The sequence below is a fragment of the Propionivibrio sp. genome, assembly GCF_041441355.1.
In the GTDB taxonomy this organism is placed as follows: domain Bacteria; phylum Pseudomonadota; class Gammaproteobacteria; order Burkholderiales; family Rhodocyclaceae; genus Propionivibrio.
This window is the reverse complement of the sequence record NZ_JASDTF010000005.1, coordinates 40168-58384: the sequence shown is the minus strand read 5'-3', so window position 1 is coordinate 58384 and position 18217 is coordinate 40168. Positions and strand designations below refer to the sequence as shown.

Here is an 18217-nt window from a genome sequence, read left to right as displayed (position 1 = left end):
TTGCGGTGAGATGGAGGAAAACGGTGCGGCCGGAGATTCCGGCGGAGGCCGGCGGCGGGCCGCTGCAGTCGGGCTGGCGGGCGGGGCCGGCAAAGCGAGGAGCGATTTTACCCGAAGCCCCCGGGACCCGCAGCATCAAGGGTAGTACGACAGATTTGCTGGAACAAAGTTTAATCCCCCATGGTCTTGCTATATACTGGTTGGTTACCTCGACTGAAAAATTTTGGATTTTTTCACGCCAAAAGACAGCAAAGGAGCAGGAATACAGATGGAAGAAATGGACAACGATCTCCGCGAGGCCGCACTTGAGTATCACCGCCTCCCGACGCCCGGCAAGATTTCGGTTCGCCCGACCAAGGCACTGATCAACCAGCACGACCTGGCACTGGCCTACTCGCCCGGCGTCGCGTTTGCCTGCGAAGCGATCGTCGAAGACCCGAACAACGCCGCGCTCTACACCTCGCGCGCCAACCTCGTCGGCGTGGTCACCAACGGCACTGCCGTTCTCGGTCTCGGCAACATCGGTCCGCTGGCCGGCAAGCCGGTGATGGAAGGCAAAGGCTGCCTGTTCAAGAAGTTCGCCGGCATCGATGTGTTCGACATCGAACTGGCCGAGAACGACCCCGACAAACTGATCGACATGATCGCCGCGCTCGAGCCCACGCTCGGCGGGGTGAACCTCGAAGACATCAAGGCCCCCGAGTGCTTCTACATCGAGAGCAAGCTCAAGGAGCGGATGTCGATCCCGGTCTTTCACGACGACCAGCACGGCACGGCGATCATTTCGGCTGCGGCGATGCTCAACGCGCTGCAAGTGGTGGGCAAGGACATCGCCCAGGTCAAGGTGGTCTGCTCGGGCGCTGGCGCGGCGGCGATTTCCTGCCTCAACCTGTGGTGCGACCTCGGGGTGCGGCGCGAAAACGTGATGGTCTGCGACTCGCGCGGCGTGATCTACGTCGGCCGCGAAGCCAACATGGAGCCGACCAAGGCCGCGTACGCGCGCGAAACCGACGCCCGTACGCTGGCCGACGCGATCGACGGTGCGGACATCTTCCTCGGCCTCTCGGCCGCCGGCGTGCTGAAAGCCGAGATGCTCGCCAAGATGGCGTCCAAGCCCATCGTCTTCGCGCTCTCAAACCCGACCCCCGAGATCATGCCCGAGCTGGCGCGCCAGGTGCGCCCGGACGTGATCATGGCCACCGGCCGTTCGGACTACGCCAACCAGGTCAACAACGTCCTCTGCTTCCCCTTCATCTTCCGCGGCGCGCTCGACGTCGGCGCGACGCGCATCACTGAAGAGATGAAGCTTGCCTGCGTGCGTGCCATTGCCGCGATGGCGCACGAGGTGGTGACGAGCGAAGTGGCGCTGGCCTATCCCGGGCAGACGCTGTCCTTCGGTCCCGAGTACCTGATTCCCAAGCCTTTCGATCCGCGCCTGATCCTGGTCATTGCGCCGGCGGTGGCACAGGCAGCGATGGACTCGGGCGTCGCCAAGCGCCCGATCCTGGACATGGACGCCTACCGCGAGAAGCTGCAAGGCTTCATCTACCGCACCGGCGTCGGCATGCGTTCGGTGTTCTTCGCGGCGCGCAACGGCAAGCCGACGCGCATCGTTTACACCGAAGGCGAGGACGAGCGCGTCCTGCGCGCGGTGCAGATCATCCTCGACGAAAAGCTGACGCTGCCGATCCTGGTCGGGCGCCCCGAGGTGATCCGCGAGCGCCTCGAACGCATCGGCTCGCCGCTCAAGATCGGCAAGCACATCGAGGTGGTCGATCCGGCGCACGACGATCGCTATGAGGAAGCCTGGAAGGCTTACCATGCGCTGATGCAGCGGCGCGGCGTGACCACCGACATTGCGCGCGACAGCCTGCGTAACGACAGCACCGTGATCGGCGCCATGCTGGTTCGTCTTGGTTACGCCGATGGCATGATCTGCGGCCTTTCCGGGCGTTACGACCACCATCTGAACCAAGTCGAGGACATCATCGGCAAGGCCCCGGGGCGCAAAACGCTGGCGGCGATGAACCACCTCATTCTGCCCGGACGCGCGGTGTTCATCTGTGACACGCACGTCAACGAGAATCCCGACGCCGAACAGTTGGCCGAAATCGCCCTGATGGCGTCGGAGGAAGTGCGTCGTTTTGGCATCGAACCCAGGGTGGCGATGCTCTCGCACTCCAACTTTGGCATCTCGCAGTCGCCGTCGGCGCGCAAGATGGCCGAGGCGACGCGCTTGTTCCGGGCCCTGGCGCCCGATGTCTCGGCCGACGGCGAAATGCACGGCGACGGTGCGCTGTCCGAGGAAATTCGCAACAAGTTCGTCAGCGACGGCGGTCTGCAGGGCGAGGCCAACGTGCTGGTGATGCCCAACCTCGATGCAGCCAACATCTCCTACAGCCTGCTCAAGATGACCGGCGGCGAAGGCGTGACCATCGGTCCGGTGCTGCTCGGCGCGGCTCGGCCGGTGCATGTCCTGACCACCACGGCCACCGTGCGCCGCATCGTCAACATGACCGCGCTGGCGGTGGTCGACGCCGCCTCGCGCTGATCCGGCGTTAAGCCCGCGTTAAGGCGGGTGGAGGATAATCAAGGCCGTCGGAAAAACTCCGGCGGCCTTTTTTTGTCCGCAGGTATACTGCGGATGCCTGTCTTTCCTGCTTTTTCCATCTGTTTTATCAAGCGATTTTTCGATTTTGATGACTTCAGCTTCTGCCGCCCTCGGGCACTGGCGCCGGTGGACTCCCGCCCTGCGCGTCGAGACGCTGGCCTTGTTTGCCGGCCTGTTCTTCACCCTGAGCAGCAACGGACTCTTCTGGCGCGCCGCGTTCGCCGAGCGTGACTTCGCTGGCGCCGGCGACTGGCTGTTTGCCGCCGGCCTGTTCGTCACCCTGACGGCGCTGCATTTCCTCATCCTGCTCGTCCTCTGCAACCGCTGGACGGCCAAGCCGCTGCTGGCGGTGATCCTCATCGCCACGGCTTTTGCCAGCTACTACATGGCGAGCTACACCGTCTTCCTTGATCCGAGCATGCTGCGCAACGTGCTGCGCACCGACGTCAAGGAAGCGGGTGAGTTGTTCAGCCTGGGTATGCTGCCGCACCTCGTGCTCTATGGCCTGTTGCCGCTCTTGCTGCTGACCCGGGTGCGCGTGGTGCGCGACGCCTGGCGTCCGGCGCTGCTGCGGCGTGCGCTGAGCCTGGTTCTCGGCGTGCTGATCTTGGGCGGGGCGCTGGTCGCGATCTTCCAGGACATGGCGCCCTTGATGCGCAACAACAAGGAAGTGCGCTACCTCATCACCCCGGCCAACTACCTCTATTCGCTGGCCCGCGTGCTCGGTTCCGACGCCAGCGCGGCCACCCGCGAACGGCAGCAGATCGGGCTGGACGCGACGCTCGCCCCGAGCTGGCAGACGCGCAAGAAGCCGACGCTGTTCGTGGTCGTCGTCGGCGAAACGGCGCGTGCCGCCAACTGGGGCCTCTCCGGCTACGCGCGGCAGACGACGCCGCAGCTCGCCGAGCGAGACGTGATCAATTTCGCCCAGGTCACGAGTTGCGGCACCAACACCGAGGTTTCCTTGCCCTGCATGTTCTCGCTGCAGGGGCGCCGCAATTACGACGAGGACAAGATCCGCGGCAGCGAGTCCTTGCTCAACGTCCTTGAGCGCGCCGGTCTGCGTGTGCTTTGGCGCGACAACCAGTCGGGCTGCAAGGGCGTGTGCACCGGCGTCGAGACGCAAAAACTCGACAGCGCCAAGGTGCCGGGGCTGTGCGATGGCGAACGTTGTTTCGACGAGATTCTGACCCACGACCTCGATCAGGTGCTGGCCGACCGCCAGGGTAACCTCGTCATCGTGATGCACCAGCTCGGCAACCACGGCCCGGCGTATTACAAGCGCTATCCCGAGGCTTTCCGCCGCTACACCCCCGAGTGCGAAACGCCCGACCTCGCCAAGTGCGAGCGCGAGACGGTGGTCAATGCCTACGACAATGCGATTCTCTACACCGACCACGTGCTGGCCAAGACCATCGATTTCCTGAAGGCCAAATCGGCCACCTACGACACGGCGATGCTTTACGTCTCCGACCACGGCGAATCGCTGGGCGAGAACGGGCTCTACCTGCACGGCGTGCCGTACTCGATCGCGCCCAAGGTGCAGGTCGAAGTGCCGATGACGCTGTGGGTTTCGCCGGGCTACGCGCAAAGCTTCGCGCTCGACACCGACTGCCTGCGCCAGCGCGCGGCGCAGCCGGCGACGCACGACAACCTGTTCCATTCGTTGCTCGGGATGCTCGACGTGCGCACCTCGATCTACGATGCCGGGCTCGACGTCGCGGCCCAGTGCCGCCGCTGAGCCGGAGCCCAGAGGAGACGGCGATGCAGAAATTCATGCGGGGCGTGATCGCGAGCGTGCTCCTGGTTGCAGGCGCAGCCGGCGCCGAGGTCGTGGACATCGATGCCCGCCAGCTCGAGCAACTCGCGGCGCAGGGCGTCCCGGTCATCGACATCCGTACCGAGCCGGAGTGGCGGGCGACCGGCGTCTTGGCCGGGAGTCGGGCACTGACCTTCTTCGACGCCCAAGGCCGCGCCGATCCTGCGTCCTGGCTGCGCCGCGCGCAAGCCTTCGCGCCGCCTGAAAAGCCGGTCATTCTCATTTGCCGCAGCGGCAACCGCAGCCGGGCGGCCGCGCAGGTGCTCAGCCGCGAAGGGGGCTACGGGCGGGTCTATAATGTCAGTCGTGGCGTCCAGGGCTGGGCGGGAGAAGGTCGCACGTTCGTCGCCCCGACGTCCGCTTGCCTTGCCGGCGAGCGCTGTTAGGCCGGGCTTTGCCCGGCCGCCTCAGTCTGCTTCAGCCCCGCCGCCGTGCCGCGGCGATTTCGCGCGCCCGTCGCCGCTCCTGGCGGGCGATGAAGTAGCTGGCGAAAGCGACGCCGATCCCGACGACGACCACCACCACCGTGGCGATGGCATTGATCGTCGGGTTGAGGCCCAGCCGCGCGCGCGAGAAGACCACCAACGGCATGGTCGTCGATCCGGGGCCGGAGAGGAAGGCGGACAGCACCACGTCGTCGAGCGAGAGGGTGAAGGTCAGCAGCCAGGCCGAGAGCAGGGCCTGCGAGATCATCGGGATGGTGATCAGGAAAAAGACCTGCCAGGGTTTGGCGCCGAGGTCTTGGGCGGCTTCCTCAAGCTGCGGGTTCAAGTCGCGCAGGCGGGCCTGGATGACCACGGTGGCGTAGGCCATCCCCAGCAGCAGGTGGCCGAGCCAGATGGTGACGAGGCCGCGCTCGGGAAAACCGAACAACTGCTGCAACGAGACCAGCATCAGGAGTAGCGACAGGCCGACGATCACCTCGGGCATCACCAGCGGCGCGCCGACCATCGCCGAGAACAGCGTCCGGCCGAAGAAGCGCGGGTAGCGCTGCAAGGCCGTGGCGGCGAGGCTGCCGAGGATGACCGAGGCGGTTGCGGTGAGGGCGGCGATCTCGAGCGAGCGGGTGAGTGCCGATTTGAGGTCTTCGTCCACGGTCAGCGCGCGGTACCAGCGCAGGCTGAAGCCGGCCCAGACGTTGGGGATGGTCGCGTCGGTGAAGCTGAAGACGACCAGTGCGGCGATCGGCAGGTAGAGGAAGGCGAAGACCAGCATCAGCCACAGGCGGGCGGCCGGACCGAGGGCGCTCGAGACTCTCATGCGCCCTCCCGGGCCTGTGCCTGGTTGCGCCCGAAGAGGGCGAGCGGGACGAGGAGCAGCAGAATCATCACCACCGCGACGGCCGAGGCCATCGGCCAGTCGTTGTTGGCGAAGAACTCGTCCCACAGGACGCGGCCGATCATCAGCGTTTCCGGCCCGCCGAGCAGTTCGGGGATGACGTACTCGCCGACGCAGGGGATGAACACCAGCATCGAGCCGGCGACGATCCCGGGTTTCGAGAGCGGCACGGTGATGTGCCAGAACGCCTGCCAGGGCGTTGCGCCGAGGTCGAGCGCGGCTTCGAGCAGGCGCAGGTCCATGCGCGAGAGCGTCGCGTAGAGCGGCAGGACCATGAACGGCAGGTAGGTGTAGACCATCCCCAGGACCAGGCTGAACGGGCTGTAGAGCAGCTGTTCGGGCGAGGGGATGAGGCCTAGCGCGGCGAGCACCTGATCGAGCCCGCTGGCGTGAATCGGGGCGCCGATCCAGCCGTTGGCTTCGAGCAGGCCTTTCCAGGCGTAGACGCGGATCAGGAAGCTCGTCCAGAACGGCAGCATGACGCCCATCAGCAGCGCAGGCTGCCAGCGCGGCTCGCTGCGTGCCATGAAGTAGGCAAAGGGGTAGCCGATCAGCAGGCAGAGCACCGTGGTGACCAGTGCGTACTTGAGCGAGACGAGGTAGGCATGCAGGTAGAGGTCGTCGGAGAGCAGCTGCAGGTAGGGGGCGAAGTGAAAGCGGAAGGTCAGTTGTCCTTCGGCGAGGGTGACCAGCGGGCTGACCTGCGCGCCGTCCATCTGCGCCAGGCTGATGCGCAGGACGAGCATGAAGGGCAGCAGGAAGAAGAGGGCGAGCCAGAGGAAAGGCGCGCCGATGACCGCGTCGCGCGACCGGGGCTTGCGGATTCTTGGAAAGCGCATCGCGGCGTCCTCAGTGAGTCAGGACAACCTGGGCGGTTGGCGGCCAACTCGCCCACAACGTATCGCCCCAGGTCGGCATGTCGTCGCGGTGGCGCCGCTCGTGCTCCTCGCTGACCTTGAGCAGCGCGCCGCTCGGGAGTTCGAGGAAGTAGACGCTGAAGCTGCCGTAGTAGGACATCTCCTTGACCGTCCCGCGCACTCGGTTGTGCGGCCCGGGCGGTTCGTCGCGCGAAAGGAAGATTTTCTCCGGGCGCAGGGCGACGACGACCGGCATGTCGACGTGGCCGGTGATGCCGTGCCCGACATAGTGCGTACAGTCGCGGCAGGCGACGGTGACCGAGCTCGGCTGGTCGTCGGTCACCGTGCCGTCCATCAGGTTGACGTTGCCGACGAAGTCGGCGACGAAGCGGCAGTTGGGCGTTTCGTAGAGCTGATGCGGCGGATCGACCTGGAGCAGGACGCCCTCGCTCATGACGCCGATCCGGTCGGCCATGGTCATCGCTTCTTCCTGGTCGTGGGTGACCATGACGCAGGTGACGCCGACGTCCTTGATGATGTTCACCAGTTCGATCTGGGTCTGCTCGCGCAGCTTCTTGTCGAGCGCGCCGAGCGGCTCGTCGAGCAGCAGGAGCTGCGGCCGCTTGACCAGGCTGCGCGCGAGCGCCACGCGCTGCTGCTGGCCGCCCGAGAGCTGGTGCGGCTTGCGACTGGCATAGCGCTCGAGTTGCACCAAGCGCAGCATGGCCTCGACGCGCGTGGCGATCTCGTCTTTCGGACGACCGTCGCGGCGCAGTCCGAAGGCGATGTTGTCCCACACCGTGAGGTGGGGAAACAGCGCGTAGGACTGGAACATCATGTTGATCGGCCGTTCGTAGGGCGCGAGCCCGGCCAGATCGCGCCCATTGAGCACGATCCGGCCGGCACTCGGCGTCTCGAAGCCGGCGAGCATGCGCAGCAAGGTCGTCTTGCCGCAGCCGGAAGAGCCGAGCAGGCCGAAAATCTCGCCGCGAACGATGTCGAGGCTGACGTGATCGACGGCCCGCGTCTCGCCGAAGTCTTTGACGACTTCGTGGATCTGCAGGAAATGGGCGTCGGCTTCGGGAACGGTGGCGTTCATGGTTCAGCGCTTGTGAAGAAATCGTAGCGAGCGGCCTGAGCGCAAGGCGGGCGGCGCGCAGCGACGAGACATATCGAATGAATAGGCGAGGTGCGAGCACCGACCAAGGCGGCGCTCGGGTCGCGCGGTAGATTTATTCACCAGCACTTAGCGGTTGGCCTTGAAGTTGGTGAACGTGCGGGTGATGATGCGCCGCGTCGCCTGGTCGGGCACGCCTGGGGGAAGCATCGTCGCGAGCACCTGCTCGGACGGGAAGATGGCCGGGTTCTTGGCGATCTCGGGTTTCACGTGCGCCAGCGAGGCCTTGTTCGGGTTGGCGTAGAAGACCGTGTTGCTGAGGCCGGCGTGCACTTCGGGGCGCATGATGTAGTCGATCCACTTGTGCGCGTTGGCGACGTTCTTGGCGTCCTTGGGAATCGCCATCACGTCGAAGAACAGCAGGCCGCCGCTCTTGGGCACCAGCGCCTGGATGGTCTGTCCGGTCTTGCTCTCCTTGGCGCGGTTGGCGGCGATCATGATGTCGCCCGACCAGCCGAGCACGGCGCAGATCTGGCCGCGTGCCATCTGGTCGATGTAGTCCGAACCCGAGCCGACGAAGCGCGTCACCGAGGGGCGAATCGACTTGAGCAGCTTGGCGGCGGCATCGTAATCCGCCTGTTGGGTGCTGTAGGGGTCCTTGCCCAGGTAGTGCAGCGCGATCGGCAGCACTTCGGAGGCCGAATCGAGGAAGGCGACCCCGCACTTCTTGAGCTTGGCGATGTTCTCGGGCTTGAACAGGAGGTCCCAGGCGTTGTCGGGCAGCGGGCCGCCAAGCGCCGTCTTGACCTTGTCCACGTTGATCCCGACCGTGGTGTACCCCCACAGCCAGTCGACCAGATGGTCGTTACCCGGGTCCATCTTGGCCAGTTGGGCCTGGATCGCCGGGTCGAGGTTCTTCAAGTTGGGCAGCTTGCTCTTGTCGAGTTTTTGCAGGAGTCCCGCGGCGATCTGCTGTTTGGCGAAGTGCGATCCGGGAACGACGATGTCGTAGCCCGAATTGCCGGCGACCAGCTTGGCGTGCAGCGCTTCATTGCTGTCGAACATGTCGTAGCGGACCTTGATCCCGGTTTCCTTCTCGAAATTCCGGATCGTGTCCGGGGCGATGTAGTCGGCCCAGTTGTAGATGTTGAGGACGCCGGCATCTTGCGCCCAGGCGGCGCCGGTGACGAACACGGTGGCCAGGCTGGCGGCCAGTTTCCGCCAGGGGGGAGTGCGTTGCTGCATGGTGACCTCCTCGGATGGGATTGTTTTCCGCCGGATCCCTGCGGATCGCGCCGGAGCCATGGGAAATGGATGCCAAGCGGTTGCCCCGGGCGCGGATGCGAACGGGATGGTCACTTGACGCTGCGGGCGGGGGTAGGACTAACGGAAACGGCAGATGGTTCGCGGCGAATGCCAACCCGGCGGGGCGGACGCCAAAGGGGCCGCGCGCCAGACGAAAGGCGGAAGGCGACGAGACGGGGCGTGCTGCATGGGGCGTCTCCTTTAAGCGAAGGTCATGATGGTTCGGACCGCGGAAAACGCTTCCGAGAATAGAGCAGCTCGGCGTCTGGACCAAGTGTTTAGCAGCCGCTTCGGCGTCGATGATGGCCCACTGTTGCGATGAGGATGCGCCCCGTCGCATTGCGGTGCGCGGTGCCGGACGAGGGTTTTTGTTCATCCCGGGATCAGGCAAGGCGCGGAAGTGCCCGTGCGATGGCGGTTTCCGGTGATGGATGCACACAAGTTCGATGTTTTTTTATCTGTTTACGTGCAATTTGATTCGTAAACCCGAATGCGGCCGGATGGGATTTTTTCGGATTTCCGAACGCCTGGGTTTGCCGTGAATAATTCCGCCATAAAAATCAATTTATTGGGCAGGCGTATGGCATGGAACGTTTCGTGCTGAAGAAAGAGGGTCGCGCCACAGCGCATCCGGCCGCGGGCCGCAATCTACTTCAGGAGAAAAAATGTCTGCCTACCGTAATGAACATGACTTGCTCGGCGACAAGAACGTTCCGTCCGCCGCCTATTACGGCGTGCATACCCTGCGCGCGAAAGAAAACTTCGACATCACCGGCATCTCGATCGCCGTCTACCCCGACCTGATCCGCGCCCTGGCGCAGATCAAGAAAGCCGCCGCGCTCGCCAACCAGCAGCTCGGGCTGCTCGATCCCAAGCTGGCGACGGCGATCGCCGCCGCGTGCGACGAGATCGTCGCCGGCAAGTACCACGATGAGTTCATCGTCGACGTCATTCAGGGCGGCGCCGGCACCTCGACCAACATGAACGCCAACGAGGTGATCGCCAACCGCGCCCTCGAACTGCTCGGCCACCAGCGGGGCGAATACCAGTACCTGCACCCGAACGAGCACGTGAACATGAGCCAGTCGACCAACGACGTCTATCCGACGGCGCTGAAACTGGCGACCTACGTCGGCATTTTCGGTCTGGTCGACTCGATGGCCTACCTGCGCCGCGCCTTCGAGCGCAAGGCCGAGGAATTTTCCGACGTGCTCAAGATGGGCCGCACCCAGCTGCAGGACGCGGTGCCGATGACCCTCGGCCAGGAGTTCCAGACCTACGCCATCATGCTCGGCGAGGACGAGGAGCGCCTGAAGGAAGCCGCGCTGCTGATCCGCGAGATCAACCTCGGTGCCACCGCCATCGGCACCGGCATCTGCGCCGACCCCGACTACACCCCGCTGGTCTGCCGCAAGCTCGCCGAGATCAGCGGCATCCCGGTCATCACCGCCCCCAACCTGATCGAAGCGACGCAGGACTGCGGCGCCTTCGTGCAGCTCTCGGGCGTGCTGAAGCGCGTCGCGGTCAAGCTCTCGAAGAGCTGCAATGACCTGCGCCTGCTGTCGTCCGGTCCGCGCGCCGGCCTCGGCGAGATCAACCTGCCGCCGCGTCAGGCCGGCTCGTCGATCATGCCCGGCAAGGTCAACCCGGTGATCCCGGAAGTGGTGAACCAGATCGCCTTCGAAGTGATCGGCAACGACATGACCGTGACCTTCGCCGCCGAAGCCGGTCAGCTGCAGCTGAACGCCTTCGAGCCGATCATCGCGCACAGCCTGTTCAAGAGCGTGAACCACCTGCGCCGCGGCTGCGTGACGTTGGCCGACCTGTGCGTGGACGGCATCACCGCCAATCGCGAATTGCTGATGAACAGCGTCCGCAACTCGATCGGCATCGTCACCGCGCTCAACCCCTACATCGGCTATGCCCACGCCACCGAGGTCGCTGCCGAAGCGCACGCCACGGGCAAGGGCGTCGCCGAAATCGTTCTGGCCAAAGGCCTGATGAGCAAGGAAAGGCTCGACGAGGTCTTGCGCCCCGAAGTGCTCACCTGCCCGCAGGAACTCGAGCCGATTCATCCCGTAACGGCCTAAACAAGCGTCGCAGAACGCTGGCCGCAAGGGTTTAACCCAAGGCGGCCCGGCAACGAAGCCGGGCCGCCGATCTAGCGGAGGAGCTAACAATGTTGTGGTTGGAGATCATTGTCGTACTGGGCGCCATCTTTTTCGGCGCCCGACTGGGGAGCATCGGTATCGGTTATGCCGGGGGACTGGGCGTTCTCATCCTGACCCTGGGCATGGGCCTGAAGCTCGGCGCCATGCCGATCGACGTCATCCTGATCATCATGTCGGTCATCGCCGCCATCGCCGCCATGCAAGTGGCCGGGGGCCTCGATTACATGGTGAGCATTGCCGAGCGCATCCTGCGCCGGAATCCGAAGCAGATCACCTTCCTGGCGCCGGTCGTCACCTACGTGATGACCTTCCTCGCCGGCACCGGCCACACTGCCTTCGCGACCCTGCCGGTCATCGCCGAAGTGGCCAAGGAGCAGGGCGTGCGCCCGTCGCGGCCGCTGTCGATCGCCGTCGTCGCCTCGCAGGTGGCGATCACCGCCTCGCCGATCTCGGCCGCGGTGGTCTTCCTGAGCGGCATCCTCGAGAAGCAGGGCATGGGCTACCTCGAACTGCTCGCCATCTGCATCCCCTCGTCCTTCCTCGCCTGTCTGTGCGCGGCCTTCGTCGCCAACTTCCTGGGCAAGGAACTCAAGGACGATCCGGTCTATCAGGAACGTCTGGCCAAAGGCCTGGTGCAGAAGCGTGCGACCGCTCAGGTCGAGATCAAGCCCGGCGCCAAGCTGTCGGTCGGCATCTTCCTGTTCACCATCCTCGCCGTCGTTTCCTACGCCACGATGATCAGCCCGAAGGTCGGCTGGATTCCCAAGCCCATCGTGCCGCGTAACGAAGCGATCATCCTCTTCATGTTCGCCGCCGCGACCTTCATCACCTACTTCACCCGCATCGACGCGGCCAGCGTGCTCAACAGCTCGACCTTCAAGTCCGGCATGAGCGCCTGTATCTGCGTGCTCGGCGTGGCCTGGCTCGGCGATACCTTCGTTGCCAACCACATCGAACAGATCAAGGGCCTGGCCGGCGAACTGCTCAACGTCTATCCGTGGATGCTCGCCATCGTCCTCTTCCTGGCCAGCACGCTGCTCTACTCGCAGGCCGCGACGACCCGGGCGCTGATTCCCGCCGCCTTGCTGCTCGGCGTCTCGCCGCTGACCGTTGCCGCCTCGTTCGCTGCGGTGAGTGCGCTGTTCATCCTGCCGACCTACCCGACGCTGATCGCCGCCGTCGAAATGGACGACACCGGGTCGACGCGCATCGGCAAATACGTCTTCAACCACCCGTTCGTGATTCCGGGCGTGGTGGCCATCGCACTGTCCGTGATCTTCGCCTTCTTGATTGGCGGCATGATCGTCTAGGACGGTTGCTGCCGACGTGACATGCAGGCACGTCGGCAGTGGCTTCGACAGGCCGGCCGGAAACCGGCCTGTCATTTTTTTCTGATTTGATGGTTTTTGTTTTTGGTTTCGTTTTTCCGGTAATTCCGGCGTCTTGGCTGCGCCGTGCCGCACTGCTTCGGCGGCGCTGCTAAACTAGACCGGCTTTCGAACCGATACCGGTATGCCTTTTCGCCCGACCCTCCGCTTTCTCGTCCTGCCGCTGACCCTCGCCGCGCTGGTGATGGGCGTGGCCTACGCGACCTATCGCATCAGCCAGCAGATGGGCCTGGCCGACTTGCAGGTCACCGGCCGTCATCGCCTCGAACTCGACGCCGCCAGCCTGGAGCGCGAGATCGGCAAGTACGCCTACTTCCCGGCCACCCTGGGCCTCGAACGCGATGTCATCGACCTGCTCAATGCCCAGCGCGACCCGCGCCTGCTGAACAAGGTCAACCTCTACCTGGAGCGCCTCAACGCCCGCGCCGGAACGCTTTCGATCTACGTTCTCAATCGCGAAGGCAAGGTTTTGGCGGCGAGCAACTTCCGCCGTCCGGACAGCTTTCTCGGTGAGGATCTCGCCTTCCGCCCCTATTTTCGCGACGCCCTGAACACCGGCCACGGGCGTTTCTTCGGCATCGGCACCACCCACGGCGAGCCCGGCTACTACCTGTCCTCGGTGCTGGCCGACGGCAACGAGCAACTGGGGGTGGCGGTGGTCAAGGTCAGCCTCGAACAGCTGGAAAAATCCTGGGCTACCGTCGAGGCGCCGGTCTTCGTCGCCGACGAGAACGGCGTCCTGATCCTGAGTTCGGTGCCGGAGTGGAAATTCACCTTGCTGCGCCCGGTCGATGAACTGACACGCAGCGCCTTTGACCGCAGCCAGCAGTACAACCGGCGCGCGCTGCAGCCGCTCGGAGTGAGCGAGATCCGCCGCCTCGGCGACGGCATGCGCCTGGTGCGCCTGGCGCCGAACGAAGCCAGCGCCAGCGCTGCGGTCTATCCGATCAGCGGCCTTTTCCTGGCCCAGACGCAGCCGCTGCCGGGAACGCCGTGGGCGCTGACCGTGTTCTCGCACATCGAGCCCGTCGCCGAAATCAGCACTGTTCGCGCCGCCGTGGCGGGCATCTCGGCCCTGCTCCTGGGGCTGCTGGCGATGCTCTTCAACGACCGGCGCCGCCACCTGCGGGAACGCCTGGCCGCGCGCGAGGCGCTGCAGAAGGCCTATGACGAACTGGAACTGAAGGTCGAAGAACGGACCGCCGACCTCTCCGCCGCCAACCAGCAACTGCAGGAGGAAGTGGTCGAACGCGCGCGCGCCGAACGCACCCTGCGCGAGGCGCAGGACGAATTGATCCAGGCCGGCAAGCTGGCGGTGATCGGCCAGCTCTCGGCCGGCATCGCGCACGAGCTCAACCAGCCGCTGGCCGCGCTGCGCACCTTGTCGAGCAACGCCATCCGCTTTCTCGAACGCGGCGACGAGGCGACCGCGCGCTCCAACCTCGAACGCGTCGCGCAGCTTGTCGACCGCATGGGGCAGATCACCGGCCACCTCAAAGTCTTCGCCCACAAGTCGAGCGGCGCGCCGCGCCCGGTCGACGTGCGCGCCGTCGTCAATCACGCCATCGGCATCCTCGGCCAGCGCCTGCGGGTGGGCGGCGCACGGGTGGTGCTCGACTTTCCGCCGGCACCCTTGTGGGCGCGCTGCGACGCCAATCGCCTCGAGCAGGTGATGGTCAACCTGCTCGGCAACGCGCTCGACGCCATGGCCAACCTCGACCAGCCGCGCATCGAAGTGCACGGCGCCGCACACGGCGCCGTGGTGCGCATCGAGGTGCGCGATTACGGCAGCGGCCTCTCGGCCGAGGCGCAGAGCCGGCTGTTCGAACCCTTCTACACCACCAAGGAGGCCGGTGTCGGCCTCGGCCTCGGGCTGGCCATCTCGGCCGGCATTGTCAGCGATTACGGCGGTACGCTGGCCGGGGCCAACCATCCCGACGGGGGCGCGCTGTTTACCCTCGAGCTGCCCGTCGCGCCTGAGGAGGGCGAAGAATGCGAGGACACGACGAAATGAGCATGGCCGATCCGCAAGCGCTCAAGGTGCTGATCATCGAGGACGATCCCGACGTCCGCCTGGGCTGCGAGCAGGCGCTGCAGCTCGAAGGCATCCCGACACTCAGCGCCGACAGCGCCGAGGCCGCGCGGCCCTTGATCGACGCCGATTTCCGCGGCGTCGTGGTCAGCGACATCCGCCTGCCGCGCGTCGATGGCATGCGCTTCATGCGCGAGCTGCTGGCCGTCGACGCCGAACTGCCGGTGGTGCTGATCACCGGCCACGGCGACGTGTCGATGGCCGTGCAGGCAATGAAAGACGGCGCGCACGATTTCATCCAGAAACCGTTTTCGCCCGATCATCTGGTCGGCGTCGTCCGTCGCGCGCTGGAAAAACGCCGCCTGAGCCTCGAAGTGCGCGAACTGCGCGCGCAGCTGGCGCAACTGGCCGGGCGCGAGCAGTTGGCGGCACGCCTGATCGGCAACGACCCCGGCATGGAGCGCCTGCGCGCGATGATCGCCGGCTTGGCCACCAGCGCCGCCGACGTGCTGATCCACGGCGAGACGGGCACCGGCAAGGAACTCGTCGCCCGCTGTCTGCACGACGCCAGCGCCCGTCGCAACGGCAACTTCGTCGCCATCAACTGCGGCGGCCTGCCCGAGACGCTGTTCGAGAGCGAGATCTTCGGCCACGAGGCCGGCGCCTACACCGGCGCGGCCAAGCGGCGCATCGGCAAGATCGAGTACGCCAGTGGCGGCACGCTTTTCCTCGACGAGATCGAGTCGATGCCGATCGCGATGCAGATCAAGCTCCTGCGCGTGCTGCAGGAGCGCACGCTGGAACGCCTCGGCTCGAACACCCCGATCCCGGTCGATTGCCGCATCGTCGCCGCGACCAAGGACGACCTGCGCGTGCTCTCCGAGCAGGGGCGTTTCCGCGCCGACCTCTACTACCGCCTCTCGGTGGCGACGCTGAACCTGCCGCCACTGCGCGAACGGCGCGAGGACATCCCACTGCTCTTCCAGCACTTCCTCCTCCAGGCCGCGGCGCGGCACGAGCGCCCGGTGCCCGAGTGCGACGCGGCGCGGGTGCAGCAGCTGGTCGGTTACCACTGGCCGGGCAATGTGCGCGAACTGCGCAACGCCGCCGACCGCTGCGTGCTCGGCATCGAATGCGGCGCGCCGCCCTTCGGCGAAGGCGTCGAAGCCGCTTCGCGGCCGCTGGCCGAAAGCGTCGAAGCCTTCGAGCGGGCCCTGATCGTCGACGCGTTGCGCCGCCATCAGGGCAGCCTGTCGCGCAGCGCCGAGGCGCTTGGCGTCGCCAAGACCACGCTGCACGACAAGATCCGCAAGTACGGGCTCAACACGCCGTAACCGGGGCGGGCTGGAAAGCTCGTGGGGATTGGCCTGCCGCCGGGCTGGAGGGCGCATCGAACCGGGCTTGCAGGGCATCGGCCGCGGGGCTGTTGTGTGCCGCTGGCAAAAATGCGACACGCATCCTCGCATGCCGGACAAAAGTCCTGCCACCCGGCCCGACTCCGTTCTAGAGTAGCTTGGTTGCTTCGACCCCGTCCCTTTGGCTTTACCCCGACCGAGAGGAAATCCGCCATGCGTTCCACGTTTACGCCCCGTCCCGTGCTCATCGCGGCGCTTTGCAGCGCGCTGCTGGCCTGCCCGCTCGCCCGCGCCGAGTCGGGCTTCGTGCTCAACATTGCGCACATGAACGACACCCACTCCAAGTTCGATCCGGTCGACGGCGTCTTGCGCAATCCGGCCTTGTCGGGCGGCGGCATCGAGAACGGCACCGTGTACACCCGCCTGGGCGGCTATCCGCGCCTGCTGGGCATGACCAAGACGCTGCAGGCCGACGCGCGGCAGCACAACCAGGCCTTGCTGACGCTGCACGCGGGCGACGCCTGGCAAGGGAGCGGTTACTTCAAGCTCAACGAAGGCATGGCCAATGCCGACCTGCTCAACCAGTTCGGTTTCGACGCTATGGTCCTCGGCAACCATGAGTTCGACCTCAACAACCAGAAGCTGGCCCGCTTCATCCAGGCGGTGAATTTCCCCCTGCTGGCGGTCAACCTCGACGCCAGCCAGGAGCCGGTGCTGAAGGACGTGGCCAACCTCAAGCCGTTTGTCCTGTTCGCCTTCGACGGTAACCAGAAGACCGCCGTCGCGGATCTCGACCGCCTGCCGAAGGGCAAGCCCGTGGTCGCCGTCGTCGGCCTGATCCTGGAGGACATGAGCGACATTTCCCCGACCACCGGCAAGCTGCGCTTCGCCAAGGAAGTCGCTTCGGCGCAAGCCACCGTTGACCTGCTCAAAGCGAAAGGCGTCACCAAGGTGGTGCTGCTGACCCACCTCGGCAACCAGCGCGACCTCGAGCTCGCGGCCCAGGTCAATGGCATCGACGTGATCGTCGGCGGCCACTCGCACAGCCTGCTCGGCGATTTCAGCAATGTCGGCATGGGCAAGAGCCCGACCCGTTACGCCCAGATGGTCGCCAACCCGGACGGCAAAGGGCGGACCTGCGTGGTGCAGGCCGGCTCCAATTCGGAAAGCATGGGCACGGTGAAGGTCAGCTTCGCCGGCGACGGGCGGGTCCGCGCCTGCGCAGGGAAGACCACCCTGCTCGTCAGCGATGAGTTCTACCGCGACGCCGCCCGCCGCGAGCCGCTCAGCGACAAGGCGCGCGCCACGGTGGTCCGCTTTGTCGACCGGCAGGGCAACCTGCAACGGGTGAATGAAGACATCCGCCTGCGCGCCTTCGTCGATATCCGCTACAAGCCGGCGCTGGAGAAGGCCTACGGCCAGGTGATCGCCAGCGTGCCGGAGACGCTGATCAATCCGCGCCGCCCCGGCGACAACAAGAGCGACCGCCACGGTTCCGACGTCGCGCCGCTGGTCTCCGAGTCCCAGCTCTGGTGGGCCAACAGCGCCGCGGTGCAGAAACTGCTCGGCAAGCCTGTCGATTTCGCCCTCACCTCGGTCGGCGGCGTGCGCACCGAGATCGCCGCCGGCGAATGGCGCGAAGGCGAGGCGGGCCTCACGCTGCTGCCGTTCAAGAACCCGCTCACGGTGCTGACCCTGCGCGGCAGCGACGTGCGCGCCCTGATCAGCGAAACCGTCACCGCCACGCTGCCGGCCGGTTCGCATGCCGGCAAGTTCCCCTACGGCTCGCGCCTGCGCTATGTCTTCCAGGAAACCGTGGCCAACAAGCAGGGTGAGCTCGTCCAGCTCGACTGGCAGGACGCGAACGGCCAGTGGCAGCCGGTCAAGGATGACGCTCGCTACCGGGTGGTCATGAATTCCTACTGCGCCAACGGCAACGACGGCTGGGATGCCCTGTTCCGCGCTCAGCAACAAGCGGCGAGCGAACGCGTCGATCTGGCCCGGGTCGATGGCACCCTGAAGGCCTTCCCGGTCGAGAAGGTCTCGCGTCGCGGCGATCTGGTCGACGTGAGCTATCAGGGCGCCACGCTCGATTGCGCCGCCAAGGGCGTCAATTGCAGCACCGATGCCGCCGCGTTCACCGAGTTCGTGCGCGAAGCGCGCAACCCGCTGGTGCCGCTCAAGGACGAGGTGGTGACCCTGCAGCGCAGCCGCTGAGGGCAGG

12 protein-coding genes are annotated in these 18217 nt (G+C 65.6%); 8 read left to right on the top strand and 4 right to left on the bottom strand.

All coding sequences use genetic code 11. The annotated features are described in order from the left end of the window. The first annotated feature begins 277 nt into the window (after positions 1-277). The 3 genes from QMB55_RS02070 to QMB55_RS02060 all read left to right on the top strand — a co-directional run bounded on the left by QMB55_RS02070 (position 278) and on the right by QMB55_RS02060 (position 4816). The gene (locus QMB55_RS02070) at positions 278-2551 is read left to right on the top strand and encodes an NADP-dependent malic enzyme (protein ID WP_497587048.1); all 2274 of its coding nucleotides are present in this window, start codon (positions 278-280) and stop codon (positions 2549-2551) included. A 148-nt stretch (positions 2552-2699) separates the two neighbouring features. Further along, positions 2700-4352, top strand: coding sequence for a phosphoethanolamine transferase (locus tag QMB55_RS02065; RefSeq protein WP_497587003.1), 1653 nt, complete (start codon positions 2700-2702; stop codon positions 4350-4352). A 23-nt stretch (positions 4353-4375) separates the two neighbouring features. Then, entirely contained in the window at positions 4376-4816 is a 441-nt protein-coding gene (locus tag QMB55_RS02060; protein ID WP_497587002.1) for a rhodanese-like domain-containing protein, read from the top strand. 31 nt (positions 4817-4847) lie between these two features. Here QMB55_RS02060 and QMB55_RS02055 read toward each other — a convergent pair whose 3' ends face one another. From QMB55_RS02055 to QMB55_RS02040, 4 genes are all read right to left on the bottom strand, one after another. After that, positions 4848-5690, bottom strand: a complete 843-nt coding sequence (locus tag QMB55_RS02055; protein ID WP_497587001.1) for an ABC transporter permease subunit — start codon at positions 5688-5690, stop codon at positions 4848-4850. Then, entirely contained in the window at positions 5687-6607 is a 921-nt protein-coding gene (locus tag QMB55_RS02050; protein WP_497587000.1) for an ABC transporter permease, read from the bottom strand. Before QMB55_RS02050 ends, QMB55_RS02055 begins: the two co-directional genes overlap by 4 nt. Before the next feature lie 10 nt (positions 6608-6617). Next, positions 6618-7724 (bottom strand): ABC transporter ATP-binding protein, encoded by a 1107-nt coding sequence (locus QMB55_RS02045; RefSeq protein ID WP_497586999.1) that lies wholly within the window; start codon positions 7722-7724, stop codon positions 6618-6620. 147 nt (positions 7725-7871) lie between these two features. Next, positions 7872-8987 (bottom strand): polyamine ABC transporter substrate-binding protein, encoded by a 1116-nt coding sequence (locus QMB55_RS02040; RefSeq protein WP_497586998.1) that lies wholly within the window; start codon positions 8985-8987, stop codon positions 7872-7874. Positions 8988-9712: 725 nt separating this feature from the next. Here QMB55_RS02040 and aspA point away from each other — a divergent pair. The 5 genes from aspA to QMB55_RS02015 all read left to right on the top strand — a co-directional run bounded on the left by aspA (position 9713) and on the right by QMB55_RS02015 (position 18210). Continuing rightward, complete coding sequence (aspA, locus tag QMB55_RS02035) at positions 9713-11137, top strand: aspartate ammonia-lyase (protein ID WP_497586997.1); 1425 nt, start codon at positions 9713-9715, stop codon at positions 11135-11137. 89 nt (positions 11138-11226) lie between these two features. Beyond that, positions 11227-12528, top strand: a complete 1302-nt coding sequence (locus QMB55_RS02030; RefSeq protein ID WP_497586996.1) for an anaerobic C4-dicarboxylate transporter — start codon at positions 11227-11229, stop codon at positions 12526-12528. 202 nt (positions 12529-12730) lie between these two features. Continuing rightward, the gene (locus QMB55_RS02025; RefSeq protein WP_497586995.1) at positions 12731-14620 is read left to right on the top strand and encodes a sensor histidine kinase; all 1890 of its coding nucleotides are present in this window, start codon (positions 12731-12733) and stop codon (positions 14618-14620) included. Between the two features lie 2 nt (positions 14621-14622). Continuing rightward, on the top strand, positions 14623-15972 hold the full coding sequence (locus QMB55_RS02020) for a sigma-54-dependent transcriptional regulator (protein WP_497586994.1): 1350 nt from the start codon (positions 14623-14625) through the stop codon (positions 15970-15972). Between the two features lie 234 nt (positions 15973-16206). Then, on the top strand, positions 16207-18210 hold the full coding sequence (locus QMB55_RS02015; protein ID WP_497586993.1) for a bifunctional metallophosphatase/5'-nucleotidase: 2004 nt from the start codon (positions 16207-16209) through the stop codon (positions 18208-18210). Positions 18211-18217 lie beyond the last annotated feature (7 nt).